General features: G+C 72.4%; 23 protein-coding genes. 18 read left to right on the top strand and 5 right to left on the bottom strand.

The window, feature by feature from the left end; all coding sequences use genetic code 11:
- Positions 1-870: a hypothetical protein gene (locus tag MTQ10_RS01150; RefSeq protein WP_247461262.1), complete on the bottom strand. Its 870-nt coding sequence runs from the start codon at positions 868-870 to the stop codon at positions 1-3.
- A 389-nt stretch (positions 871-1,259) separates the two neighbouring features.
- Here MTQ10_RS01150 and rplM point away from each other — a divergent pair, with 389 nt between their 5' ends.
- The 3 genes from rplM to glmM all read left to right on the top strand — a co-directional run bounded on the left by rplM (position 1,260) and on the right by glmM (position 3,781).
- Positions 1,260-1,703 (top strand): 50S ribosomal protein L13, encoded by a 444-nt coding sequence (gene rplM, locus MTQ10_RS01145; protein WP_240118089.1) that lies wholly within the window; start codon positions 1,260-1,262, stop codon positions 1,701-1,703.
- A gap of 42 nt (positions 1,704-1,745) precedes the next feature.
- Positions 1,746-2,258: a 30S ribosomal protein S9 gene (rpsI, locus tag MTQ10_RS01140; RefSeq protein ID WP_166001551.1), complete on the top strand. Its 513-nt coding sequence runs from the start codon at positions 1,746-1,748 to the stop codon at positions 2,256-2,258.
- 164 nt (positions 2,259-2,422) lie between these two features.
- Positions 2,423-3,781, top strand: coding sequence for a phosphoglucosamine mutase (glmM, locus tag MTQ10_RS01135; RefSeq protein WP_247461260.1), 1,359 nt, complete (start codon positions 2,423-2,425; stop codon positions 3,779-3,781).
- Positions 3,782-4,093: 312 nt separating this feature from the next.
- Here glmM and coaA read toward each other — a convergent pair whose 3' ends face one another.
- On the bottom strand, positions 4,094-5,083 hold the full coding sequence (gene coaA / locus MTQ10_RS01130; RefSeq protein WP_247461258.1) for a type I pantothenate kinase: 990 nt from the start codon (positions 5,081-5,083) through the stop codon (positions 4,094-4,096).
- 89 nt (positions 5,084-5,172) lie between these two features.
- Entirely contained in the window at positions 5,173-5,973 is an 801-nt protein-coding gene (locus tag MTQ10_RS01125; protein WP_247461256.1) for a hypothetical protein, read from the bottom strand.
- Between the two features lie 713 nt (positions 5,974-6,686).
- Here MTQ10_RS01125 and MTQ10_RS01115 point away from each other — a divergent pair.
- The 8 genes from MTQ10_RS01115 to MTQ10_RS01080 all read left to right on the top strand — a co-directional run bounded on the left by MTQ10_RS01115 (position 6,687) and on the right by MTQ10_RS01080 (position 15,964).
- The gene (locus MTQ10_RS01115) at positions 6,687-7,889 is read left to right on the top strand and encodes an acyltransferase family protein (protein ID WP_247461254.1); all 1,203 of its coding nucleotides are present in this window, start codon (positions 6,687-6,689) and stop codon (positions 7,887-7,889) included.
- 216 nt (positions 7,890-8,105) lie between these two features.
- Positions 8,106-9,953: a glutamine--fructose-6-phosphate transaminase (isomerizing) gene (gene glmS / locus MTQ10_RS01110; protein WP_247461252.1), complete on the top strand. Its 1,848-nt coding sequence runs from the start codon at positions 8,106-8,108 to the stop codon at positions 9,951-9,953.
- A 569-nt stretch (positions 9,954-10,522) separates the two neighbouring features.
- On the top strand, positions 10,523-10,894 hold the full coding sequence (locus tag MTQ10_RS01105; protein WP_247461249.1) for a holo-ACP synthase: 372 nt from the start codon (positions 10,523-10,525) through the stop codon (positions 10,892-10,894).
- 16 nt (positions 10,895-10,910) lie between these two features.
- Entirely contained in the window at positions 10,911-12,353 is a 1,443-nt protein-coding gene (locus MTQ10_RS01100; protein WP_247461247.1) for an NAD(P)H-hydrate dehydratase, read from the top strand.
- 61 nt (positions 12,354-12,414) lie between these two features.
- A complete protein-coding gene (alr, locus tag MTQ10_RS01095) occupies positions 12,415-13,602 on the top strand; it encodes an alanine racemase (protein ID WP_247461245.1) in 1,188 nt (395 codons plus the stop codon).
- 119 nt (positions 13,603-13,721) lie between these two features.
- On the top strand, positions 13,722-14,963 hold the full coding sequence (locus MTQ10_RS01090; protein ID WP_247461243.1) for an alpha/beta fold hydrolase: 1,242 nt from the start codon (positions 13,722-13,724) through the stop codon (positions 14,961-14,963).
- Complete coding sequence (gene tsaE / locus MTQ10_RS01085) at positions 14,929-15,441, top strand: tRNA (adenosine(37)-N6)-threonylcarbamoyltransferase complex ATPase subunit type 1 TsaE (protein WP_247461241.1); 513 nt, start codon at positions 14,929-14,931, stop codon at positions 15,439-15,441. The genes MTQ10_RS01090 and tsaE overlap by 35 nt, the downstream gene beginning before the upstream one ends.
- A gap of 301 nt (positions 15,442-15,742) precedes the next feature.
- Positions 15,743-15,964 (top strand): hypothetical protein, encoded by a 222-nt coding sequence (locus MTQ10_RS01080; protein ID WP_247461239.1) that lies wholly within the window; start codon positions 15,743-15,745, stop codon positions 15,962-15,964.
- A gap of 125 nt (positions 15,965-16,089) precedes the next feature.
- Here the strand turns inward: MTQ10_RS01080 and MTQ10_RS01075 are convergent, their stop codons facing one another.
- Positions 16,090-16,638, bottom strand: coding sequence for a hypothetical protein (locus MTQ10_RS01075; protein WP_247461237.1), 549 nt, complete (start codon positions 16,636-16,638; stop codon positions 16,090-16,092).
- A 155-nt stretch (positions 16,639-16,793) separates the two neighbouring features.
- Between MTQ10_RS01075 and tsaB the strand changes: the two genes are divergently transcribed.
- The 5 genes from tsaB to MTQ10_RS01050 all read left to right on the top strand — a co-directional run bounded on the left by tsaB (position 16,794) and on the right by MTQ10_RS01050 (position 20,693).
- Entirely contained in the window at positions 16,794-17,450 is a 657-nt protein-coding gene (tsaB, locus tag MTQ10_RS01070; protein WP_247461235.1) for a tRNA (adenosine(37)-N6)-threonylcarbamoyltransferase complex dimerization subunit type 1 TsaB, read from the top strand.
- A 20-nt stretch (positions 17,451-17,470) separates the two neighbouring features.
- On the top strand, positions 17,471-17,944 hold the full coding sequence (rimI, locus tag MTQ10_RS01065) for a ribosomal protein S18-alanine N-acetyltransferase (RefSeq protein ID WP_247461324.1): 474 nt from the start codon (positions 17,471-17,473) through the stop codon (positions 17,942-17,944).
- Positions 17,937-19,028, top strand: a complete 1,092-nt coding sequence (gene tsaD, locus MTQ10_RS01060; protein WP_247461234.1) for a tRNA (adenosine(37)-N6)-threonylcarbamoyltransferase complex transferase subunit TsaD — start codon at positions 17,937-17,939, stop codon at positions 19,026-19,028. Before rimI ends, tsaD begins: the two co-directional genes overlap by 8 nt.
- A complete protein-coding gene (locus tag MTQ10_RS01055) occupies positions 19,025-19,291 on the top strand; it encodes a hypothetical protein (protein ID WP_247461232.1) in 267 nt (88 codons plus the stop codon). The genes tsaD and MTQ10_RS01055 overlap by 4 nt, the downstream gene beginning before the upstream one ends.
- Before the next feature lie 346 nt (positions 19,292-19,637).
- Positions 19,638-20,693 (top strand): LacI family DNA-binding transcriptional regulator, encoded by a 1,056-nt coding sequence (locus tag MTQ10_RS01050; protein ID WP_247461230.1) that lies wholly within the window; start codon positions 19,638-19,640, stop codon positions 20,691-20,693.
- 155 nt (positions 20,694-20,848) lie between these two features.
- On the opposite strand, the gene MTQ10_RS01045 is transcribed toward MTQ10_RS01050, so the two are convergent.
- The gene (locus MTQ10_RS01045) at positions 20,849-22,036 is read right to left on the bottom strand and encodes a THUMP-like domain-containing protein (protein WP_247461228.1); all 1,188 of its coding nucleotides are present in this window, start codon (positions 22,034-22,036) and stop codon (positions 20,849-20,851) included.
- 91 nt (positions 22,037-22,127) lie between these two features.
- Between MTQ10_RS01045 and MTQ10_RS01040 the strand changes: the two genes are divergently transcribed.
- Both MTQ10_RS01040 and MTQ10_RS01035 read left to right on the top strand, forming a co-directional pair.
- Entirely contained in the window at positions 22,128-23,090 is a 963-nt protein-coding gene (locus MTQ10_RS01040) for a polysaccharide deacetylase family protein (RefSeq protein ID WP_247461226.1), read from the top strand.
- Positions 23,087-23,854, top strand: a complete 768-nt coding sequence (locus tag MTQ10_RS01035) for a polysaccharide deacetylase family protein (protein WP_247461223.1) — start codon at positions 23,087-23,089, stop codon at positions 23,852-23,854. Before MTQ10_RS01040 ends, MTQ10_RS01035 begins: the two co-directional genes overlap by 4 nt.
- Positions 23,855-24,484 lie beyond the last annotated feature (630 nt).

Genomic DNA, 24,484 nt, shown 5'->3' with positions numbered 1-24,484 from the left:
CTACTGGTTCGCCGCCGCCGAGGCCTGGACCTCGCCGCGGCGGCGGATCTGCCGGAAGGCGAAGTCGGCGAGGTCGTTGCCGGTGCGCATGACCTCGGTGTCCGTCTTCGTGACGTCCTTGCCGGAGGTGAAGCCGGTGAGGGTGAAGTAGGCGTAGCGGCCGTAGGAGTTGGTGGTCGAGAAGCAGACGGCGCCGTTGCAGAAGTTCTTCACGCCCTTGCCGGTGAGGGCCTTCACGATGCTCTTGTTGTCGGCCTGCTTCTTGGCGGCCTGGGCCTGCGCCTCGGTGTCGAAGACGGCGATGCCGACGGTGGAGGCGATGCCGTCGACGGTGTAGGAGGCGCGCATCACGAGGGTGCAGCCGTTGGCGGTGAGCACCTTCGGCAGGGTGCCGGCGGTGGCCGTCGCGCAGGACTTCTGGGAGTCCGTCGGGCCCTTCTGGTAGACGGTCGAGCCCACGGTGAGACGGGTGCCGGGGAAGAGGCCGTCGGGGGTGAGGGGCGCGGTGTCCTTCTGCTTCGTGGAGACGAAGTCCTTCGGGTCCAGCGGCGGAGGCGCCGTGGTCGGCTCGAAGGAGGGCGCCGTCGGGGTGGGGCTCGGCAGGGTGGCCGACGGCAGGGCGTTCACGTCGTCGTCGCTGCCGTTGGCGGAGACGACCGCCGTCGCGACGGCGGCGCCTATCGCGACGGTGGCCAGTGCGCCGCCCCCGATGAAGAACACCCGGCGCCGCTTGGCGCGCGCCTCCGACGCCTCGGCGAGCGCGGCCCAGTCCGGGGTGTCGGCGGTGCCGCCGGCGTTCCACTGCTGCTCGGATTGCGGTTTCCAGGGATCCCACTGGGGCTGTTGAGGTCCCCCCTGCCCAAAGCTCATGGGGCGCATCTTAGACGGGGACGGGAGTGGTCCAGGGCGGTACCGCTCACCGTCCCCGGCGGTTCCGCTCGGGGTCCGCGGCGGTACCGTGCGTGATGGCCGGGGCGTTCCCGGCGTGATCGTCGGCGGTCCCGCGGGTGATCGGCTCCGGGACTGTGTGTGGTCCGCGCCGGTCCCGTTTTGACCCGTCCGGGCGGCCTGGGTATCCTGCTTGTTCGTTGTGTATTGGCTTGCTCATTCTCACGGGACGGGCCCTTACACCGGTCCACCGGGCCGATGACCAGCGATCCCACGCATGCGGTTTGCGTCGCCGCCGTGGGTACAAGGCTGTCGTGATCGTTTCGGTGACCTTGTCTAGGACCATTCACTCGAAGCGAAGGCTACGAACCGTGCGTACGTACAGCCCCAAGCCCGGCGATGTGACGCGCCAGTGGCACGTCATCGACGCTCAGGACGTTGTCCTGGGTCGTCTCGCCACCACTGCTGCCACGCTCCTCCGGGGCAAGCACAAGCCGATCTACGCGCCGCACGTCGACGCTGGTGACTTCGTCATCATCATCAACGCCGACAAGGTGCACCTCTCCGGCAACAAGCGGACCCAGAAGATGGCGTACCGCCACTCCGGCTACCCGGGTGGTCTGCGCTCCGTCCGTTACGACGAGCTGCTCGAGAAGAACCCCGAGAAGGCCATCGAGAAGGCCGTCAAGGGCATGCTCCCCAAGAACTCCCTGGGCCGTCAGATGCTCTCGAAGCTGAAGGTCTACAAGGGTGACCAGCACCCGCACGCCGCCCAGCAGCCGGTGCCGTTCGAGATCACCCAGGTCGCGCAGTAAGTCCGGCCACCCCCTAAGACTGAAGAGAATCTGAGGAGAATCGTGGCCGAGACCACTGCCGAGCAGCCGCTCGAAGAGCTTGACATCGACAGCTACACCACCGAGTCCGAGGTCCCCGTCGAGGGCGAGTACACCTCGGAGTCCCTGGCCTCCCGCTTCGGCGAGCCCCAGCCGGCCGCCGGCCTGGGCCGCCGCAAGGAGGCCATCGCCCGTGTCCGGATCGTCCCGGGCACCGGCAAGTGGAAGATCAACGGTCGCACCCTCGAGGACTACTTCCCGAACAAGGTGCACCAGCAGGAAGTCAACGAGCCGTTCAAGGTCCTGGAGCTCGAGGGCCGTTACGACGTCATCGCCCGGATCTCCGGCGGCGGCGTCTCCGGCCAGGCCGGTGCCCTCCGCCTCGGCGTGGCCCGCGCGCTGAACGAGGCCGACGTGGACAACAACCGCGGCCCGCTGAAGAAGGCCGGCTTCCTGCGCCGCGACGACCGTGCGGTCGAGCGGAAGAAGGCCGGTCTGAAGAAGGCCCGCAAGGCCCCGCAGTACAGCAAGCGCTAAGCTTCGCTGCCTCTGCACGAACCGCCCCGGCGGCACGCCAAGTGCTGTCGGGGCGTTCGTTTATCACGGGTGTAAGGCGTATAACGGCACAAGACGTTCAAAGGCTTGTGTGATGGGATGCCGCCGCGCCTTTTGTACGACATGACGCTTCCTCAGGAGGACACGTGGGACGACTCTTCGGCACGGACGGCGTGCGCGGTGTCGCCAACGCGGATCTGACGGCCGAGATGGCACTCGGTCTGTCCGTCGCGGCGGCGCACGTACTGGCCGAGGCGGGCACCTTCGCGGGCCACAGGCCGACCGCAGTGGTCGGGCGTGACCCGCGTGCGTCCGGGGAGTTCCTGGAGGCGGCCGTGGTGGCCGGCCTCGCCAGCGCCGGCGTGGACGTGCTGAGGGTCGGCGTGCTGCCGACGCCCGCCGTCGCCTATCTCACCGGCGCGCTCGGCGCGGACCTCGGTGTGATGCTGTCCGCGAGCCACAACGCGATGCCGGACAACGGCATCAAGTTCTTCGCGCGCGGGGGTCACAAGCTCGCCGACGAGCTGGAGGACCGTATCGAGGCGGTCTACGACAGCCACCGGCACGGCGAGCCCTGGGACCGGCCGACCGGTGCGGGCGTGGGCCGGGTCCGCGAGTACAAGGAGGGCTTCGACAAGTACGTCGCCCACCTCGTCGGTGTGCTGCCGAACCGGCTCGACGGGCTGAAGATCGTCCTGGACGAGGCGCACGGCGCCGCCGCCCGGGTCTCCCCGGAGGCGTTCGCGCGGGCCGGCGCCGAGGTGATCACGATCGGCGCGGAGCCCGACGGTCTCAACATCAACGACGGCTGCGGCTCCACCCACCTCGACCTGCTGAAGGCGGCCGTGGTGCAGCACGGCGCCGCGTTCGGCATCGCCCACGACGGCGACGCCGACCGCTGTCTCGCCGTGGACCACACCGGTGAGGAGGTCGACGGCGATCAGATCCTCGCGGTGCTGGCCCTCGCCATGCGGGAGCGGGGCGCGCTGCGCTCCGACACCGTCGTCGCCACCGTCATGTCCAACCTGGGCTTCAAGCTGGCGCTGGAACGGGAGGGTCTGAAGCTCGTCCAGACCTCCGTCGGTGACCGCTATGTACTGGAGTCGATGAAGGAGCACGGCTACGCCCTCGGCGGCGAGCAGTCCGGGCATGTGATCATCCTCGACCATGCGACGACCGGCGACGGCACGCTGACCGGTCTGATGCTCGCGGCGCGGGTCGCGGAGACCGGCAAGTCGCTGCGCGAGCTGGCCTCGGTGATGGACCGGCTGCCGCAGGTGCTGATCAACGTGCCCGACGTGGACAAGTCCCGGGTGCACACCTCCGCCGACGTCACGTCGGCCGTCGCCGACGCCGAGCGCGAGCTGGGGGAGACCGGCCGGGTGCTGCTGCGGCCCTCGGGCACCGAGCCGCTGGTGCGGGTGATGGTCGAGGCGGCCGACATCGAGCAGGCCCGGTCGGTGGCCGGGCGGCTGGCGGACGTGGTGAAGTCCGCGCTCGGCTAGCTCTGCGACACTGCGGGCGGGGCGGAGAGGGCCGAGGCCGTGCGGCGCTCTCCGCCCCGCCCGTCGTCGTGCGCGACCGGGCGTCCATCCGGAGGGACGGGCGGTACAGGGAGTGGCGGCAGCCGGGCTGTCTCGTACGACCCTGTTTTTCGGGTCCATGGACTCATCGAGGAACCTCGCACCCGCCGCCCGCCCCCTGAGCCGCCGCACCACGCTCGCCGGGCTCGTCGCGGGCACCGCGCGGCGCCGCCGCCCTCGCGGGCGCACCGGCCGCTTCCGCCACGCCCGCCGCGTCGCCGACCCCCGGCGGTCTCAGAGTTTGCGCAGCCGCAGCCGCTGCACCTTGTGGTCCGGGCCCTTGCGCAGCACGAGGGTGGCGCGGCCCCGGGTGGGGGCGATGTTCTCGATCAGGTTCGGCTTGTTGATCGTCCGCCACAGCCCGCGCGCGTAGTCGAGGGCCTCCTCCTCGGAGACCTGGGTGTACTTGCGGAAGTACGAGTCGGGGTTCTGGAAGGCGGTCTGGCGCAGCTTCTTGAACCGGTCGAGGTACCAGCGCTCGATGTCCTCGGCGCTCGCGTCGACGTACACGCTGAAGTCGAAGTAGTCGGCGAGGCCGACGCGGGTGCGGCCGTCCTTGCCGGGCAGGGCGGGCTGCAGGACGTTCAGGCCCTCGACGATCAGTATGTCGGGGCGGCGCACGACGAGCTTCTCGCCGGGGACGATGTCGTAGATCAGGTGGGAGTAGACGGGGGCGGTCACCTCGTCCTTGCCGGCCTTGATGTCGGCGACGAACCGGGTCAGGGCGCGGCGGTCGTACGACTCGGGGAAGCCCTTGCGGGACATCAGGCCGCGGGCCTGGAGTTCCTTGGTCGGCAGCAGGAAGCCGTCGGTGGTGACCAGCTCGACGCGGGGGTGTTCGGGCCACCGGGACAGCAGCGCCCGCAGCAGCCGGGCGACGGTGGACTTGCCGACGGCGACCGAGCCGGCGACACCGATCACGAACGGCGTCCCGGACTGGGAGCCCTGCTCGCCGAGGAAGGTGTTCAGCGCGCTGCGCAGTCCGTCGGTGGCGCCGACGTAGAGGTTGAGCAGCCGGGACAGCGGCAGATAGATGTCCCGTACCTCGTCGAGGTCGATGACGTCACCGAGGCCGCGCAGCCGCTCGACCTCTTCCGCGGTGAGCGGCAGCGGCGTCTTGTCGCGCAGCGCGCTCCACTCGGCGCGGGTGAGGTCGACGTAGGGAGTCGCCTCCGGCCGCTGCCGGTGGGCGCTCCGGGATGTCGAGGAGACCGGAGAGATCACATTCCATTGTTAACGGAGTTCGAACGGACGCGGGGGTGGGGTGCGTCACGCCGCCCGTACGCGGGCCGACGGGACGCACCCCGTGCCGGTCAGCCGAGCTTGGCGACCTGGGAGTCGAGGACCGCGGTGGGGAACGTGTAGTCCTTGCCGGAGAGCATGGCGCCCACGTTGATGGTCGGGAAGAAGACCACGGTGGCGCCCTTGCGGACGACGACGTGGTGCGCCGTGCCGGAGACGCCGTCACCGAGGTCGAGGGTGACGTCGACGGCGAGCGCCTCGTCGCCGGCCTTCGGCGCGGTGCCCACGGCCACCTTGGTGACCTTGAGGGGCTCGTCGGTCTCGGTGTGGGTGTAGCCGCCGGCGCACTTCTGCGCGGCCGCGGTGATGTCCTTCAGGACCTGCTCGGCGCCGCCGTCGCTGTAGGAGGCGAGCGTGAACACGGACTCCGCCAGATCGAGGGAGGCGTACATCTGCTCCTCCTCGGTCGCGCCGGCGGCCTTCTTCGGGGCGTCCTCCCACTTGCGCTTCGCGGAGGCGACGGGCTTGCCGACGTAGGTGCCGGCCTGGAGGCGGGCGAGCGGGGTGCAGTCCGCCTTGTCCGACTTGACCTGCTCCGGAGAGACGTCGTCGTCCTTGTCCAGCTTCACGGTGATCTTGCCGCTCTTGACGTCGGCCTGGGTCAACAGGGCCTTCTCCAGCTCGGCGGCGGTCAGCGGCTTCGCGGCGGCCGGGGCGGCGGAGGCCGAGGGGGTGGCCTCGGCGGACTTGGTGGTGCCGGCGCCCTTGGCCTTGTCGTCGCCGTCGGAGTCGCCGCCACAGGCGGTGGCCAGCAGCGCGAGGGTGGCCGCGGAGGCGGCGAGGGCGGTACGGCGGACAGCGGTGCGCTTCACGTGGGTGTTTCTTTCTCTCAGGCCGCGGCTGTGGACAGTTGCCGCGGTGTGCTGGAGCAGCATAGGTGCGCCCTTCGCACTCCAGATCGATCAGTTGCGAGATCGTTGTGCTGAGCACGAAGTCGGCCCAGGGCCGGCGGTGCGGTGATCACGCGTACCGACGCGCGCACGCCGATCCGGGGCGCGAACCGAGGGGATGCCGTCAGTCGGTCGGCGCGGCGCCTGCCGGAGCGATCTGTTCCCAGGAGGTGCCGCAGACGCCGCTGCACGCGCTGGTCTCGGCCGTGCCGGCCACACCTCCGTCGGTCTGAACCACCAGGTCCGTCCGCGCCGGGTGGCCGACCCGGGCGCGGTCTCCGTGATCTCTGCGACGCCGCCGTCGGTCTGCACGACCACCAGCCCGAGGCGCCTGGTAGCGCACGAGCGTCCGCCGTCGGATGGCCGGCCTGATGGAGCGGCTCGACGCGTCGAGCCGGTTCGAGGCGGGGTTCGAGGCGGCCCGGCATGGGTGGCCCTGACGGTCCCGGTCCGCTACGGCGCCCGGTGGAGATGTCGTAGGGATCGTGGACGGTCGTCCGCCCGGTCGTCCTCCGGTCGGGGTGATTTGTCCAAGGCGGACGCTCTCGACGGGCTGGGGGTTCCATTCCCGTCCGATGGTCATGTCATCGTTGTGCCTTACAGTCAAGCCGCAGTCGACACCGAACGGGGGACGCATGACCCAGACCGACGACAGAGGACTGACCGACACTCGCGCTCTGCGCGAGAGTGAGGAGGCGCATGCCGCTGCGATCGCTCAGGTGCCGAAGTCCCGGGAAGGTGCCGGTGGTCATGGTCAGCGACTGGCGGCGCTCGACGGGCTCCGGTTCTTCGCGGCCGTGGCTGTCGTCCTGTTCCACTTCGTCGGGCAGACACCGCAGGTGATGGAGCAGGTCTGGGGGCGCCCGTATCAGGAGGTCTTCCCCGAATGGCACGCCTACTTCGCCTACGGGCGGCTGGGCGTGGAACTGTTCTTCCTGATCAGCGGCTTCGTCATCTGCATGAGTGCCTGGGGGCGCAGCCCGCGGCACTTCTTCATCTCGCGGGTCACCCGGCTCTACCCGATGTACTGGATCGGGATTGCCGTGTCGGCGTGCGTGATCTATCTGGTCGGCAGTCCGTTCGGCCGGCCGAACCCCCGCGTGATCTTCGCGAACCTCACCATGCTGCAGAGGCCCCTCGGGGTGGACAACCTCGACGCGGTGTACTGGACGCTCTGGCCGGAGCTGTGCTTCTACCTCACCTTCGCGGTCGTCGTCTGGAAGGGGCTGACCTACCAGCGCGTGGTGATCTTCTGCGGCGTGTGGACGGTCGCCGCGGTTCTCGCGCCCGCCGCCCACCTGCCCCTGCTGACGGTGCTCGTCAACCCCACCTCGGCCCCCTACTTCATCGCAGGTATGGCCTTCTACCTGATGCACCGGTACCGGTCGACGCCGCTGCTGTGGGGCATCGTCGTCATGTCGTGGCTGCTGGCCCTGCACTTTCTGCTGGCACCCCACGGCGGGCGCAACAACTGGGAGACCTGGGCGCCCTGGCGCGGCTGGCTCGTCCTGGTGATCACCCTCTTCTTCGTGATGATCGCCGCCATCGCGCTCGGCTGGACCAGCCGCATCCGCTGGCGCTGGCTGAGCGTCGCCGGGACGATGACCTTCCCTCTGTACCTGCTGCACGACGTCGTCGGGCTCACCGTCCTGCACCACTACCGCGACACCTCGAACCCGTGGCTCCTGGTCGGCGTCACGGCCGCCTCCCTGGTGGTGTTCTCCTACGTCGTGCACCGGCTCGTCGAGCGCCCGATGGCCACGGCCATGCGACGGTGGCTGAACACGGCCAAGTTCGGCCTGGAGACGCCGGAACTGCGCAGGCGGATCCGCCGCTGACGGCTCCCGGGAGGGCTGCGGGGCGTGGCCGCACGGCAGGGGCGGACCGGGTGTTCCGGTACGAAATGGACGGCTGCCGTCCGCCCTTGTCTGGCCGTCAGGACCCCGCTGGATGCGGTTCGTCTCGTACGGCGGCATTCGTATCGCCGTGGGAATTTCCGAATTCGGGCACGCGAAGGGCTTTTCCGGCGGGCGCCGGGCCGTAGGCTGCCGCGCATGTGCGGAATCGTGGGTTATGTGGGGTCCCAGTCGGCGCTCGAGGTCGTGACGGCCGGGCTGAAGCGGCTGGAGTACCGGGGATACGACTCGGCGGGCGTCGCCGTGCTCGCGGACGGCGGACTGGCCGCCGCGAAGAAGGCCGGCAAGCTCGTCAACCTGGAGAAGGAGCTGACCGAGCGTCCGCTGCCGACGGGCACGACCGGCATCGGACACACCCGGTGGGCCACGCACGGCGGGCCGACCGACGCCAACGCCCATCCGCACCTCGACAACGCCGGGCGCGTGGCCGTCGTGCACAACGGCATCATCGAGAACTTCGCCTCCCTCCGTGCCGAGCTGGCCGAACGCGGGCACGAGCTGGCCTCCGAGACCGACACCGAGGTCGTCGCCCATCTGCTCGCGGAGGAGTTCTCCGCCACCGCCGACCTCGCGGAGGCGATGCGGCTGGTGTGCCGACGGCTGGAGGGCGCGTTCACACTGGTCGCGGTGCATGCCGACGAGCCGGACGTGGTCGTCGGCGCGCGGCGCAACTCGCCGCTGGTGGTGGGCGTCGGCGAGGGCGAGGCCTTCCTCGCCTCGGACGTCGCCGCGTTCATCGCGCACACGCGGTCCGCGATCGAGCTGGGCCAGGACCAGGTGGTGGAGCTGCGCCGGGACGGCGTCACCGTGACCGGGTTCGACGGCAGCCCCGCCGAGGTGCGGTCGTACCACGTCGACTGGGACGCCTCGGCCGCCGAGAAGGGCGGCTACGACTACTTCATGCTCAAGGAGATCGCCGAGCAGCCCAAGGCGGTCGCCGACACCCTGCGCGGCCGGATCGACGCCTCCGGCTCGCTCACCCTCGACGAGGTGCGTATCGCGCCCGAGGTGCTGCGCGAGGTCGACAAGGTCGTCATCGTCGCCTGCGGTACGGCCTTCCACGCCGGGCTGATCGCCAAGTACGCCATCGAGCACTGGACCCGCGTCCCCTGCGAGGTGGAGCTGGCCAGCGAGTTCCGCTACCGCGACCCGATCCTCGACCAGCAGACCCTGGTCATCGCCATCTCGCAGTCCGGCGAGACGATGGACACGCTGATGGCGCTGCGGCACGCCCGCGAGCAGGGCGCGAAGGTGCTGGCGATCTGCAACACCAACGGTTCGACCATCCCGCGCGAGTCCGACGCCGTGCTGTACACGCACGCCGGGCCGGAGGTCGCGGTCGCCTCCACCAAGGCGTTCCTCACCCAGCTCGTCGCCTGCTATCTGGTCGCGCTGTACCTGGGGCAGGTGCGCGGCACCAAGTGGGGCGACGAGATCCGCGCCGTCATCCGGGACCTGGCGCAGATCTCCGGTGAGGTCGAGCAGGTGCTGGAGACCATGGAGCCGGTGCGGGAGCTGGCGCGTTCCCTCGCCGGCAAGAACACCGTGCTCTTTCTCGGCCGCCATGTCGGGTACCCGGTGGCCCTGGAAGGCGCGCTCAAGCTGAAGGAGCTGGCGTACATGCACGCCGAGGGCTTCGCGGCGGGCGAGCTGAAGCACGGGCCGATCGCGCTGATCGAGGAGGATCTGCCGGTGGTGGTCGTGGTGCCGTCGCCGCGCGGGCGTTCCGTCCTGCACGACAAGATCGTCTCCAACATCCAGGAGATCCGGGCTCGCGGCGCGCGCACCATCGTCATCGCCGAGGAGGGCGACGAGGCCGTGGAGCCGTACGCCGACCATCTGATCCGGATTCCCGTCACACCGGTGCTGTTGCAGCCGCTGGTGGCCACCGTGCCCTTGCAGGTGTTCGCCTGCGAGCTGGCGACGGCCCGCGGCAACGAGGTGGACCAGCCGCGGAACCTCGCCAAGTCCGTGACGGTGGAATGAGCCCATGACCGCGTTCTGTTGCGCAGCCGCCCCGCGGTGTCCCGGTACCAGTGCTGGGCGTAGTTGTCCTCGTCACACGTCCACCGCCCGATGACGGCGCCGTTCGAGGTGCTGCCCCGTACGGTGTGAGACACAGGGACTTGTTCGGGGTGTGGATCATCTGTGGGGAAGCGGCCGCGGAAGCGGGGCCGGCCTGAACAAGCGCGAACCTGGCGAAAGCCGCGAGAGCGGCACTGCCAGCCGCTGCGCGGCGAGCCGTTTTTCAAGATCTGCTCCGGTGTGCGTGTCGCTCGATCGGTCGAACAGCCCACCACTGTGTCCGTCCGGAGTTGCTGACGCCCGTCTCGATCTGGTCGTGATCTGTCCTCGGGAAACCCTTTCCTGTGGCGGGTTTGGAGATTCCCTCCGTGCTGGAGAAGAGATGGTCGGGTTGGGTTTGCATGCCACTGTGCTGAAATGCCCGTTCCGGGCGGGCGATCTGCCTTCGCGGCTGTGGGCGTCGGCCGGTGGGTTTCGAGCACTGTCGGCCGACGGCCGCGTCCGGCCGTGCAGACCATAGGGTGCTCGCCATGAGCATCATCGGCGTCGGGATCGACGTGGCCGAGATCTCCCGGTTCGGGGAGTCGCTGGAGCGGACGCCGCAGCTGGCGCGGCGGCTGTTCGTGGAGCGCGAGTTGCTGCTGCCCAGCGGCGAGCGGCGCGGCATCGCCTCGCTCGCCGCACGGTTCGCCGCGAAGGAGGCGCTCGCCAAGGCACTCGGCGCGCCCGGCGGGCTGCACTGGACCGACGCCGAGGTGTACGTCGAGGACAGCGGGCGGCCCCGGCTGCGGGTCACCGGCACGGTCGCCGCGCGGGCCGCCGAACTCGGCGTGCGGTCCTGGCACGTGTCGCTCAGTCATGACGCCGGGGTCGCCTCGGCGGTGGTGATCGCCGAGGGCTGACGGCAGACTCGACGGCATGCGTACCGCATACACCGTCGAGACGGTCAGGACAGCCGAACGGGAACTGATGGCGCGGCTCCCCGAGGGCGCGCTGATGCAACGGGCCGCCGCCGGGCTCGCCGCCGCCTGCGCCGGACTGCTCGGCCGGGTCTACGGCAGCCGGATCGTGCTGCTCGTCGGCAGCGGCGACAACGGCGGCGACGCCCTGTACGCCGGGGCCCGGCTCGCGCGGCGCGGCGCCGGAGTGACGGCCGTTCTGCTGAACCCGGACCGGGCCCACGCGGGCGGCCTCGCGGCGCTGCGGCGGGCCGGCGGGACCGTCACCGACGCCGGGCAGGGGGAGGCCGCCGTCGAGCGGGCCGACCTCGTCGTCGACGGGATCGTCGGCATCGGCGGCAAGGGCGGGCTGCGCGCCGAGGCCGTGCCGCTGGCCGCCGCCGCGCGGCGGGCACGGGCCGCCGTCGTCGCCGTGGACCTGCCCAGCGGCGTCGACGCGGACACCGGCGAGGTGCGGGGCGCGGCCGTGCGCGCCGACCTCACCGTCACGTTCGGCACGCACAAACCGGCGCTGCTCGTCGACCCGGCGCGGGAGTTCGCCGGGACGGTACGGCTCGTCGACATCGGGCTGGCGCTGCGGCACAGGACACCCGAACTGGAGGCGCCGCAGCACGCGGACGTGGCGCGGCTGCTGCCGGCGCCGGGTGCGGAGTGCGACAAGTACCGGCGGGGCGTCGTCGGCATCGCCGCCGGGTCCGCGCGCTACCCCGGCGCGGCCGTCCTCGCCGTGTCGGGGGCGCTGCGCGGCGGGGCGGGGGCCGTGCGGTACGTCGGCCCCGCCAAGGACGCGGTGATCGCCCGCTACCCGGAGACGCTGGTGAGCGACCGCGGGCCGCGGAAGGCGGGGCGTGTGCAGGCCTGGGTGACCGGGCCCGGCGCCGGGGACGACGCGGCGACCGTGGCGGAGGTCGTACGCGAGGAGGTGCCCGTGCTGATCGACGCCGACGGGCTGCGGCTCGCGGAACCGGCGGCGGTACGCGCGCGTACGGCGCCGACACTGCTGACGCCGCACGCGGGGGAGGCGGCGGCGCTGCTCGGGGTGGACCGCGAGGAGGTCGAGTCGGCGCGGCTCACGGCGGTGCGGGAACTCGCGGCGCGGTACGGGGCCGCGGTGCTGCTGAAGGGCTCGACGACGCTGGTCGCCCCCGCCGGGGGGCGGGGAGCGGTGCGGGTCAACGCCACCGGGACGCCGTGGCTGGCCACCGCCGGGAGCGGCGACGTGCTGTCCGGGCTCGCCGGGTCCCTGCTCGCGGCGGGGCTGACCGCGGTGGACGCGGGGAGCTGCGCGGCCTACCTCCACGGCCTCGCCGGCCGGCTCACGGCCCACGGCGCGCCGGTGTCGGCCCAGAACGTGGCCGACGGGATTCCGCAGGCGTGGCGGGACGTGAGCCGGGCGGGCTGACGGCACGAGAGGCGGGCGTCACGGCGGTAAGGGCGGGGGCCTCTGAGAGACTGGGGGCGCGATGAGTGAGACAGCAAGCCGGCCGACCGCCCCGCTGCGGGCCCGCGCCGAGATCGACCTGGCCGCCCTCCGGGCCAACGTGCGCACCCTGCGCGCCCGTACGCCCGGCGCGGCCTTCATGGCCGTCGTGAAGGCCGACGCATACGGTCACGGCGCGCTCCCGTGCGCCCGCGCCGCGATCGAGGCCGGCGCCGGCTGGGTCGGCACCGCCACCCCCGAGGAGGCCCTCGCGGTACGGGCGGACGCGGGCGTCCCCGACGACGTACGCGTCATGTGCTGGCTGTGGACACCGGGCGGCCCCTGGCGCGAGGCCATCGACGCCGGCATCGACATCTCCGTCAGCGGCCTGTGGGCGCTGCGCGAGCTGACCGCCGCCGCCCGTGGCGCCGCCCGCCCCGCGCGCGTGCAGCTGAAGGCCGACACCGGTCTCGGCCGCAACGGCTGCCAGCCCGGCGACTGGTCCGACCTCGTCGCCGAGGCCCTGCGCGCCCAGGAGGAGGGGCTGCTCACCGTCACCGGAGTGTGGTCGCACTTCGCGTGCGCCGACGAGCCCGGGCACCCCTCGATCGCCGCCCAGCTCGCCGTCTTCCGCGAGATGACGGCGTACGCCGAGCAGCAGGGCGTGCGCCCCGAGGTGCGGCACATCGCCAACTCGCCGGCCGCGCTGACCCTGCCCGAGACCCACTTCGACCTGGTCCGCCCCGGCATCGCCATGTACGGCCTGTCGCCCAGCCCCGACCTCGGCACCCCCGCCGACTTCGGGCTGCGCCCGGTGATGACGCTGTCCGCGTCCCTCGCCCTGGTCAAGCATGTGCCCGGCGGCCACGGCGTCTCGTACGGCCACCACTACGTCACCGCCGGCGAGACCACCCTCGGCCTCGTCCCCGTCGGCTACGGCGACGGCGTCCCGCGGCACGCCTCCGGCACGGCGCCCGTCCTCGTCGACGGCAAGTGGCGTACCGTCGCCGGGCGGATCGCCATGGACCAGTTCGTGGTGGACCTCGGCGGCGACGAACCCGGGCCGGGCACGCAGGCCGTGCTGTTCGGGCCGGGTGACCGAGGGGAGCCCACCGCCGAGGACTGGGCGCAGGCCGCGGGCACCATCGCGTACGAGATCGTCACGCGCATCGGATCGCGCGTCCCCCGCGTCTATACCGACAACGGCGAGGACGGACCGCGGGCCGGGTGACCCCGTGACCCCGTGACCCCGCGGCCCGTTGCCCCGCGGCCCGTTGGATGAAGCACGAACGAATCGGGTAACCGCATTCGGGGCGGTACGGCCGGCAGGACGTCGAAGAGGAGCGGTACGTGAGCGAGAGCAGTGCGGAGGCCGTCACGGCCGCGGCCGTCGCCTCCGTCGCGGCGGCGCCCGGCGGCTGGCGCAGGGCGACGGGGCTCGCCGGTGCCGCCATAGGCGTGATAGCGGCGGGCGCCGCGGCCGGTGTCGCCATCGAGCGGATGACGGTGGGCCGCGGCATGCGCCGCAAGGCCCGGCTCGCCCTGGACTCCGCCGGACCGTACGGCGCGCTGCGCGGCACCCCCGGACGGGCGTACGCCGACGACGGCACCGAGCTGTACTACGAGGTCGACGACGTCGAGCCGGAGGGCGGGACCGCGCCCCGCAGACGCCGCTTGTTCGGCCGCAAGGCGCCGCTGCCCGTCACCGTCGTCTTCAGCCACGGCTACTGCCTCAACCAGGACTCCTGGCACTTCCAGCGCGCCGCTCTGCGCGGCGTCGTCCGCACCGTGTACTGGGACCAGCGCAGCCACGGCCGCTCCGGGCGCGGTGTCGCCCAGGTGCAGGACCGGGCGCCGGTCTCCATCGACCAGCTCGGCCGCGACCTGAAGGCCGTCATCGACGCGGCCGTGCCGGAGGGCCCGATCGTCCTGGTCGGGCACTCCATGGGCGGGATGACGGTGATGGCGCTGGCCGCCGAGCATCCCGAGCTGATCCGTGACCGGGTCGTCGCCACCGCCTTCGTCGGTACGTCCTCCGGGCGGCTCGGCGAGGTCGACTTCGGCCTGCCCGTCGCCGGTGTCAACGCCGTCCGCCGCATCCTGCCGGGCGTGCTCAGCGCGCTGGGCCGGCAGGCCGAGCTGGTGGAGAAGGGGCGCCGCGCCACCGCCGACCTGTTCGCCGGGATCATCAAGCGGTACTCGTTCGCTCAGCGGGACGTCGACCCGGCCGTCGCCCGGTTCGCGGAGCGGATGATCGAGGGCACGCCCATCGACGTGGTCGCCGAGTTCTACCCGGCCTTCACCGACCACGACAAGACGGAGGCGCTGGCCTGCTTCCGGGACATGCCGGTCCTGGTCCTCGCCGGGGTCGGCGACCTCGTCACCCCCAGCGAGCACAGCGAGGCCATCGCCGATCTGCTGCCGGACGCCGAACTCGTCCTCGTCCCGGACGCCGGCCACCTCGTCATGCTGGAACACCCGGAGGTCGTCACCGACCGCCTCGCCGACCTGCTCACCCGCGCGGGAGCCGTCCCCTCAGGGGCTACGGTGGGTGGCTATGGAAGCACCAGCAGCACCGCACCCCGAGGCTGAGATCCAGCTCACCGTCACCTCGCCCGACCAGATGCGGGAGCTGGGCCGCAGACTCGCCGGGCTGCTGCGCGCCGGCGACCTGGTGATGCTCAGCGGGGAACTCGGCGCCGGCAAGACCACCCTCACCCGTGGCCTCGGCGAAGGCCTCGGTGTACGGGGCGCGGTCACCTCCCCGACGTTCGTCATCGCGCGCGTCCACCCGTCCCTGAACGACGGGCCGCCCCTCGTCCACGTCGACGCCTACCGGCTGTCCGGCGGGCTGGACGAGATGGAGGACCTGGACCTGGACGTGTCGCTGCCGGAGTCCGTGGTGGTCGTGGAGTGGGGCGAGGGCAAGGTCGAGGAGCTGACCGAGGACCGGCTCCAGGTCGTCATCCACCGCGCCGTCGGCGACACCACCGACGAGGTGCGCCAGGTCACCCTGACCGGCCTGGGGGAGAGGTGGGCGGCGGCGGGACTGTCGGCGCTGTCGGCCTGAGGGACGCCTCGCTGGGGAGCGGGGCCGGGCCCGGATGTCGTACGGCGGGACGGGCTCCCCTGCGCGGGGCTCGGGCGTCGTACGGCGGGACGGGCTGCCGCGTCGGGCCGTTCCGCGCCGGGGCGGCCCGGCGGATCGTCCCGGCGGCCTGCCTCCGGTTCATCCCGTCCGCCTCGACACCGGCGTTCCGACAGGCTGTCGGGAAAATATTGCGCCCGGCATGTCCGGCGTGGTCACATGGAGGTGCGCTCGTAGTTAGGTCTACCTAAGTACGTCCGCCCCCGAGTCTCAGGAGGCGTCCATGCCGGTCACCGACCAGCCCCAGCCGCACCGCCCGTACGCGCTCACCGGTGTGTCCATGCGGGACCTGCTGGCCTCGTGCGCGGCGGCGGACGCCGTATCGCTGCCGCCCCGGACCCCCGACCCGGGCACCGGCCCGCACCTCACCGGCGCACCGCGCACCGACACCGCCCGCCGCCCCGGCACCCCCCACGGCCGCACAGGGCACCCGAGGGCTGCCTGAGCGCACACCGCACCGCACATGCTGTCGGCCGGTGAGGCACGCGACCGGCGGATGACGGCGGCCTCGCGGCCGAGGTGCGGGCCGCTCAGCGATGACGGCAGCCGTTCGGGCGGCGCGCCGCCCGCTCAGCGGATCACGACGACTTTCCGTCCGATCGTCGCGAACTGCCACATCGCGTCGCCGTCCTCCCGCGACTCACGGATACCGCCCGTACGCGGTGCCGCCTGCGTCTGCGGGGGCGCGGACCCGACGGCCACGCTGAAACCGATGGCCACGCCCTCGACGTTCGCGAACCGTACGACGTGCTCGACGGGGGCGCCGTCGCTGCCGGTGACCTGGTTGGAGCGGGACGTGACGTGATACTCGCCGGGCCACGGATCCACCGTGCCGGGCGTCACCCGGAAGGTGCGCCGCACTTTGTCGCCCTCGCCGACCAGCCAGACCCGGTCGTCGTCCACCGAGTACACCACCCGCTCCCCGCTGCCCGAACCGGCCGGCAGCGCCGTCGGGTTGTTCCGGTCGCGGGGTGCCTTGGACGCGGCGGAGGCGCTCGGCACCGGCTTGCCCGCCAGCTCCGCGGGCACGTTCGTACCGGCCTGCCAGGCGAGGACACCGACCGTGACGAGGGCCGCCGCGGTGAGCCCGGCCACGATCCCGGAGCTGCTGCTTGCCACCGTTGCCCACCTCTGGCTTCGCGTCGTACGTCGTGCCGGGCCCGGCCGTCGCGGCGCGCCCGGCCACGGCGACGGGTCCCGCGCCGACCGTAGCAGCCGGGACCCCCGTGACCGGCCCGTCCGACACGGACCCCGCGGCGCCGTAGGCTGTTTGCGTGCTCTTGCTCGCTCTGGATACCGCCACCCCCGCCGTCACCGTCGCCCTGCACGACGGCACGGACGTCATCGCCTCCACGAGCCAGGTGGACGCCCGCCGGCACGGCGAGCTGCTGCTGCCGGCCGTGGACCGCGTGCTCGCCGAGGCCGGCCTGAGACTGGACGCCGTCACCGCCGTCGTCGTCGGCACCGGACCCGGCCCCTACACCGGGCTGCGGGTCGGCCTGATGACCGCCGACACCTTCGGCCTCGCCCTCGGCGTCCCCGTGTACGGCGTGTGCACCCTGGACGCCCTCGCCTACGCCGCCGACATCGAGCGGGGCCCGTTCGTCGTGGCGACCGACGCCCGCCGCAAAGAGGTCTACTGGGCGACGTATGCCGACTCCCGAACCCGCCTGAACGGCCCCTCCGTGGACCGGCCCGCCGACATCGCCGAGCAGGTCGCGGGCCTGCCCGCCGTCGGCGCGGGCGCGCTGCTCTACCCGGACACCTTCCCGCAGGCCCACGAGCCCGAGCACGTCTCCGCCGCCGCCCTCGCCCGGCTGGCCGCCGAGCGGCTCGCCGCCGGCGAGGAACTGCCCGCGCCCAGGCCGCTGTACCTGCGCCGGCCCGACGCCCAGGTCCCCAAGAACTACAAGGTGGTCACCCCGAAGTGACCGGCACCGTGCTGCGCGAGATGCGCTGGTGGGACATCGACCCCGTCCTGGAACTCGAACGCGAACTGTTCCCCGAGGACGCCTGGTCGCGCGGGATGTTCTGGTCCGAACTGGCGCACTCCCGAGGCCCCGACGCGACCCGCCGCTACGTCGTTGCCGAACACGGCGACCGCATCGTCGGCTACGCGGGCCTCGCCTCCTCCGGCGACCAGGCCGACGTACAGACCATCGCCGTCGCCCGCGACCACTGGGGCACCGGCCTCGGCGCCCGGCTCCTCACCGACCTGCTGAAGGCGGCGACCGCCTTCGAATGCTCCGAAGTGCTCCTCGAATGCCGCGTCGACAACACCCGCGCGCAGAAGCTGTACGAGCGTTTCGGCTTCGAAGTCATCGGCGTCCGGCGCGGCTACTACCAGCCCGGCAACGTGGACGCCCTGGTGATGCGCCTGACCGACCCCTCGACCTCCGTACAAGGAACCGACATCAATGGCTGACGAACCCCTCGTCCTCGGAATCGAGACCTCCTGCGACGAGACCGGCGTCGGCATCGTCCGCGGCACCACCCTGCTCGCCGACGCCGTCGCCTCCAGCGTCGACGAGCACGCCCGCTTCGGCGGCGTCGTCCCCGAAGTCGCCTCCCGCGCCCACCTGGAGGCGATGGTCCCGACCATCGACCGCGCGCTGAAGGAAGCCGGGGTCAGCGCCAAGGACCTCGACGGCATCGCCGTCACCGCCGGGCCCGGCCTCGCGGGCGCCCTCCTCGTCGGCGTGTCGGCGGCCAAGGCGTACGCGTACGCGCTCGGCAAGCCCCTGTACGGCGTCAACCACCTCGCCTCCCACATCTGCGTCGACCAGCTCGAACACGGGCCCCTGCCCGAGCCGACCATGGCGCTGCTGGTCTCCGGCGGCCACTCCTCGCTGCTGCTGTCCGCCGACATCACCTCCGACGTCCGACCCATGGGCGCCACCATCGACGACGCGGCCGGCGAGGCCTTCGACAAGATCGCCCGCGTGCTGAACCTGGGCTTCCCCGGCGGTCCCGTCATCGACCGGTACGCACGTGAGGGCGACCCCGAGGCGATCGCCTTCCCGCGCGGTCTGACCGGCCCGCGCGACCCGGCGTACGACTTCTCCTTCTCCGGACTGAAGACCGCCGTCGCCCGCTGGATCGAGGCCAAGCGCGCCGCCGGCGAGGAGGTCCCGGTGCGCGACGTCGCCGCCTCCTTCCAGGAGGCCGTCGTGGACGTGCTCACCCGCAAGGCCGTCCGCGCCTGCAAGGACGAAGGCGTCGACCACCTGATGATCGGCGGCGGCGTCGCCGCCAACTCGCGGCTGCGCGCCCTCGCGGAGGAACGCTGCGAGAAGGCCGGCATCCGGCTGCGCGTCCCCCGGCCCAAGCTGTGCACCGACAACGGCGCGATGGTCGCCGCGCTCGGCGCGGAGATGGTCGCCCGCAACCGGGCCGCCTCCGGCTGGGACCTGTCCGCAGACTCCTCCCTGCCCGTGACGGACACCCACGTCCCCGGGCACGACCACGACCATGTGCACGAGATCAGCAAGGAGAACCTGTACTCGTGACGGTCGCGCTGATGTGGGAGGCACGGGCCGCCGAGGGCCGGGGCGCCGAACTGCTGGAATGGGCGCGGGCGCGGCAGTTGGCGGCCGAGCCGCTGCGCCGGGAGACCTTCCGCGCCCCGCAGGACCGGGTCCTCGTCATCACCTGGTGGGACGCCCCGTACGACGCCGAACTCCCCGAACTGCCCGACCCCGAACCGGAACTGGTGACACGGGCGGTGCACCGGTGGCGGTTCGAATCGGTGGAGACGGCGGAGCCGGCCTAGCAGCCCACACGGGCGCGGACGCCGCATCCCGGGCGTCGGGGTGGAAGGGGCTTCCTGGGCGGAAAGTGCCGGGGCGGACGGCGTCGCGGCTGACGCGGCTTCCGGGCGTGCGGTGCCGGGGCGGACCCCGTCGCCGGAGTCGGGCCGTCGTAGCGGGGAGGGCCGTCGGATCGGGGAGGGCCGTCGGCGTCGGGCGGGCCCGGCTGCGGGGGCCTACGACTCCGGGCGAGCCGACCCATTTCGAGGTGCGTAAGTCGAATATTTCGGCCACCCTGCCGAATCTTCCGGCACCTCGATGCGTTCCAGGGGGTGGGAGCGGCGGCGAGCCGAGGATACGATCGCCGCCATGACAGCTCCGGACTCCGCCGAAACCCCGCACCGGGGGCGGTCCAGCCAGACCGCCACCCTCGCCGAGATCGCCCGTGAGGCAGGCGTATCGGCCCCGACTGTTTCGAAGGTCCTCAACGGCCGTGCCGATGTCGCCCCGTCCACCCGCAGCCGTGTCGAAGAGCTGCTGCGGGCCCACGGCTACCGGCGCCGCCGCGCCGAGGCCAGCCGCTCCCCGCTGATCGACCTCGTCTTCCACGAACTGGAGAGCGCCTGGGCGATGGAGGTCATCCGGGGCGTGGAGAACGTGGCCCGCGACGCCGGCCTCAGCGTCGTCCTCAGCGAGAGCGCGGGCCGGCTCACCCCCGGCCGCACCTGGGCCGACCAGGTCGCCGCGCGCCGCCCGCACGGCGTCATCCTCGTCCTGTCCGACCTCGACGAGTCCCAGCGGGCGCTGCTGACCAGTCGCTCCATCCCGTTCGTGGTGATGGACCCGGCCGGCGACCCCGGAGCCGACGTGCCGTCCATCGGCGCCACCAACTGGCAGGGCGGACTCGCCGCCACCCGGCACCTCGTCGACCTCGGCCATCGCAGGATCGCCGCGATCAGCGGCCCGCAGCGGATGCTGTGCAGCCGGGCCCGCGTCGACGGCTACCGCGCCGCCCTGGAGACCGCCGGCCTGCCCGTCGACCCCGACCTGCTGCGCACCGGCGACTTCCACCACGACGCCGGCTACCGCCTCGGCAAGGAACTGCTGAGCCTGCCCGACCGGCCCACCGCCGTCTTCGCCGGCAACGACCTCCAGGCACTCGGCCTGTACGAGGCCGCACGCGAACTGGGGCTGCGCATCCCCGAGGACCTCAGCGTCGTCGGCTTCGACGATCTGCCGGTGGCCCGCTGGGTGGGCCCGCCGCTGACGACCGTACGGCAGCCGCTGACCGAGATGGCCGAGGCCGCGGCACGACTCGTCCTCGAACTGGGCCGCGCCGACGACACACCGGTGGCGACACGGGTGGAGCTGGCCACCAGCCTGGTGGTGCGCGCCAGCACGGCGGAGCCCGCGAAGACGGACTGACCCGCCGCGCCGGGCAGGGCCGGGACGCCGGAGAAACCCCGGAAAAAAGTCCGGCGCCCGTGTCGATCCAGCCGCTCCCCGAGCGGGAACGGAACCTGCTGCTGCGCAGGGCACGCGGCGGCCGCTGAGCCCACGGCCGCCTGCCCCAAGGCGGCTCAGTCCGCGACCGGGTGACCGAGGAGCATCGTCGGGGCGCCGTCCACGCGCGTGAGGAACACCGTCACCGCGTGCGGGCCGTGCTGCTTCGGCAGCACCTTGCGGCGCAGCTCCTCCGGTTCGACGGCCGACCCCCGCTTCTTCACGGTGAGGACGCCCACCTCCCGCTCCCGCAGCAGCGCCTTCAGCTTCTTCACGTTGAACGGCAGCCGGTCGGTGATCTCGTACGCGTGCGCGTACGGCGTCGGACGCAGGGCGTCCGAGGTGACGTACGCGATGGTCGCGTCCAGCAGCCCGCCGTCCACCCGCTCGGCCACCTCGGCGACCAGATGGGCGCGGATGACGGCACCGTCCGGCTCGTACAGATAGCGGCCCACCGGGCGCACCGGCGGGTCGGGCAGCCCGCGCCCGGCCAGGGTGTGCGGGCCGGGCAGCAGCGTGGCGCGCACGCGCGTGTGCCCGTCGCGGGCGCCGGCCGTGCCGAACCACAGCACCGCCTCCTTCACGTCCCCGCCGTCCGAGATCCATTCGGCCTCCGCGTCGTCGGGCAGCACCTCGTGCGGGATGCCCGGCGCCACCTTGAGCGCGGCGTACGGGCGCTGCCGGGCCGCCTCCACCGCCCAGGACAGCGGCGGCGAGTACGCCTCCGGGTCGAAGATGCGGCCACGTCCGCCGCGCCGGGCGGGATCGGCGAACACGGCGTCGTACGCGGACGTGTCGACCTGAGTGACGTCCGCCTCCCGGACCTCGACGAGGTCCGCCAGGTCCAGGGCCTCGACGTTGGCGCGGGCCGCCGCCGCGGTCACCGGGTCCCGGTCGACGGCCAGGACCCGGATGCCGGCGCGGGCCAGCGCGATCGCGTCCCCGCCGATGCCGCAGCACAGGTCGGCGACCGAGGTCACGCCGAGCGCCTTGAACCGACCGGCACGGTACGCGGCGACGCTCGCCCGCGTCGCCTGCTCGACGCCGTTCGGCGTGAAGAACATCCGCGCCGCGTCCCGCGCCCCGAACTTCGCCACCGCCCGCTGCCGCAGCCGGGCCTGGCCGAGCGCCGCCGACACCAGCTCGGCCGGGTGCGTGCGGCGCAGCCGGGTCGCCACGGCGAGTTCGTCGGCGGGGTCGGTGTCGCGGACCTCGTCGAGGAGGTCGCGGCCTTCGGGGGAGAGAAGCAGACGGAGGTCGTTCACCGGGTCATTGTGGGCCAGTCGGTGGATGGTGCGCCGTCCCGCGGCGCGGCCGGGGCGGGACGGGGGCGTCGGGCTGCGAGGATCCGGCGCCATGCGAGCAGTCGTACAAAACGATGAAAATCGGGTGGTTTTCGCCGGGCGTGCACGGGGCCTGCGAGGCGGACTGGCCCTGCTGGTCGCGGCCGCGCTGGCCTCCGGCTGCGCACAGGGCGGTGGGACCGCCTCCGGACGGCCGGGCGCGACATCGGCGCCACCGGCCGCGGGAGCGGGCGTACAGGCCGCGAAGGGCGCGCAGGAGAAGGCGGAGGCGCAGAAGGGGGCGCAGGCCGAGAAGGCCGCGCGGGCCGCGGCGGCCAAGCGCTGGGGCCTGGACAAGGTGCCGCTCGTCGCACCGCCGCCGCCCGCGAAGAAGCCGCGCATCCGCACCCGGGACGGCTTCGAGGTCGACGACCACGAGGAACTCGGCCTGCCGCCCGTCTTCACCACCGTCCCCACCGACCAGAAGGTCGTCTTCCTCACCATCGACGACGGCGCGGAGAAGGACCCGGCGTTCATCCGGATGATGAGCGACCTGAAGATCCCCTACACGGCGTTCCTCAGCAACTACCTCGTCAAGGACGACTACGGCTACTTCCGCACCATGCAGAAGGCCGGCGTCTCCCTCAACAACCACACCCTCCACCACCCCTACCTCCCCGGCCTGTCCTACGCCGAGCAGAAGCACGAGATCTGCGACATGCAGGACATCATCGAGAAGCAGTACGGCAAACGGCCCGTGCTCTTCCGGCCGCCGTACGGCAACTACAACCAGGACACGCTGCGCGCCGCGAAGAGCTGCGGCATCAAGTACGCGCCACTCTGGGACGAAGAGGTCTACGTCGACCACTGGGAGTACCGCGAGGACGACCAGGACCTCCACCCCGGCGACATCGTCCTCACCCACTTCCGGGGACGGGACGACTGGAAGGGCACCATGCCCGACATGATCCGCCGGTTCCTGAAGAAGGTGACCGACAAGGGGTACGCGGTGGCACGCCTGGAGGACTACCTGTGAGAGCGCGGGGGCTGACGGCCGCTCTGGCGGCGGCCGTCGCGCTGATGCCGCTGACGGGCTGCGGGCAGCCACTCGACCCGATCGAGAGACTGGGCAGGAAAGCGGCGGAACGGGTGGGACCGGAGGGGGCCCAGGAAGGAGGCAAGGGCGGGGCACCGCCGGCGCGGGTACCGGTCCTGGACCGGGTGCCGACCCGGGACCGGGTCGTCTTCCTCACCTACGACGACGGGGTGGAACGCGACCCGCGGTTCGTGGACATGGTCCGCCGGCAGCGCCTGCCCGTCGTCCTCTTCCTCACCGACAGCGTGCTCGGGCCGGGGTACGGCCACTTCGCGCGGCTGCGGGCGGTCGGGGCGACGCTGGAGAACCACACCCTCGACCACACCGCCCTGCGCGGGCTGCCGTACGCCGGGCAACGCGCCGAGATCTGCGGCCAGCAGGAGAAACTCCACGCCCGCTTCGGCGTCCGGCCCCGGCTGTTCCGCCCGCCCTACGGCACGTACGACGCGACGACGCTGCGGGCGGCGGGGGACTGCGGCATCAGCGCGCTGATCCTGTGGCGGGTGTCCGTGGACGACACGGGCGCGCTGCGCTACGCGCACGGCGAGAGGGCGCTGCGGCCGGGTGACATCGTCACGATCGACACCGACGAGACGACGGGCCTCCCTCTCCGTGAGCGCACGGCACGCCTGCTGCGCGACGTGGAGGCCGCAGGCCTCAAACCGGCCCGCTTGCAGCGCTACGTGTCCCCACCGCGCCGGTGACGCCCTTGTGCGCAGTTCCCCGCGCCCCTCTGCCACCGGCGCGCCGGTGACGCCGCCCTGCGCAGTTCCCCGCGGCCCTTTGTTCGGCGGGGCCATCCTTTCCACCTGCGGGCCGGTGGGGGCGTTCGCGCAGTTCCCCGCGGCCCCTTTCACCGGGGTGCCGGTGACGCCGCTCTGCGCAGTTCCCCGCGCCCCTTTGTTTGGCGGGGCCATCGTTTTCACCTGCGGGCCGGTGGGGGCTGGTCGCGCAGTTCCCCGCGCCCCTTTCGGGGTGCGTGCGGTTTCGTTGTTCACCGCGGCCCGGTGGGGGCTTGGCGCGCAGTTCCCCGCGCCCCTGTGGGGGTGCCTGGGGTTTCGTTGTTCACCGCGGGCCGGTGGGGGCTGGTCGCGCAGTTCCCCGCGCCCCTTGTGTGTGCCTGCGGCATCGTTTCCACCTGCGGGCCGGTGGGGGTGTTCGCGCAGTTCCCCGCGCCCCTGATGCCTGCGGCGGCCCGTTTCGGTGGGTGGGTGGCTGGTGTAGCGCCAGCCGTTCGGTGGTGGGGTCGGGGCCGCGCCGGGGGGTGTCCGTCCTCGGTGCGACGCCCTGTCCCTCAGATCCTTGCCCTGCGTTTTCGCCGCACGCTGCGGGCG

Source organism: Streptomyces sp. XM83C, assembly GCF_023072675.1.
In the GTDB taxonomy this organism is placed as follows: domain Bacteria; phylum Actinomycetota; class Actinomycetes; order Streptomycetales; family Streptomycetaceae; genus Streptomyces; species Streptomyces thermocoprophilus.
Note: the sequence above shows the minus strand (reverse complement) of the source record. Positions and strands in the feature narration are given on the sequence as shown.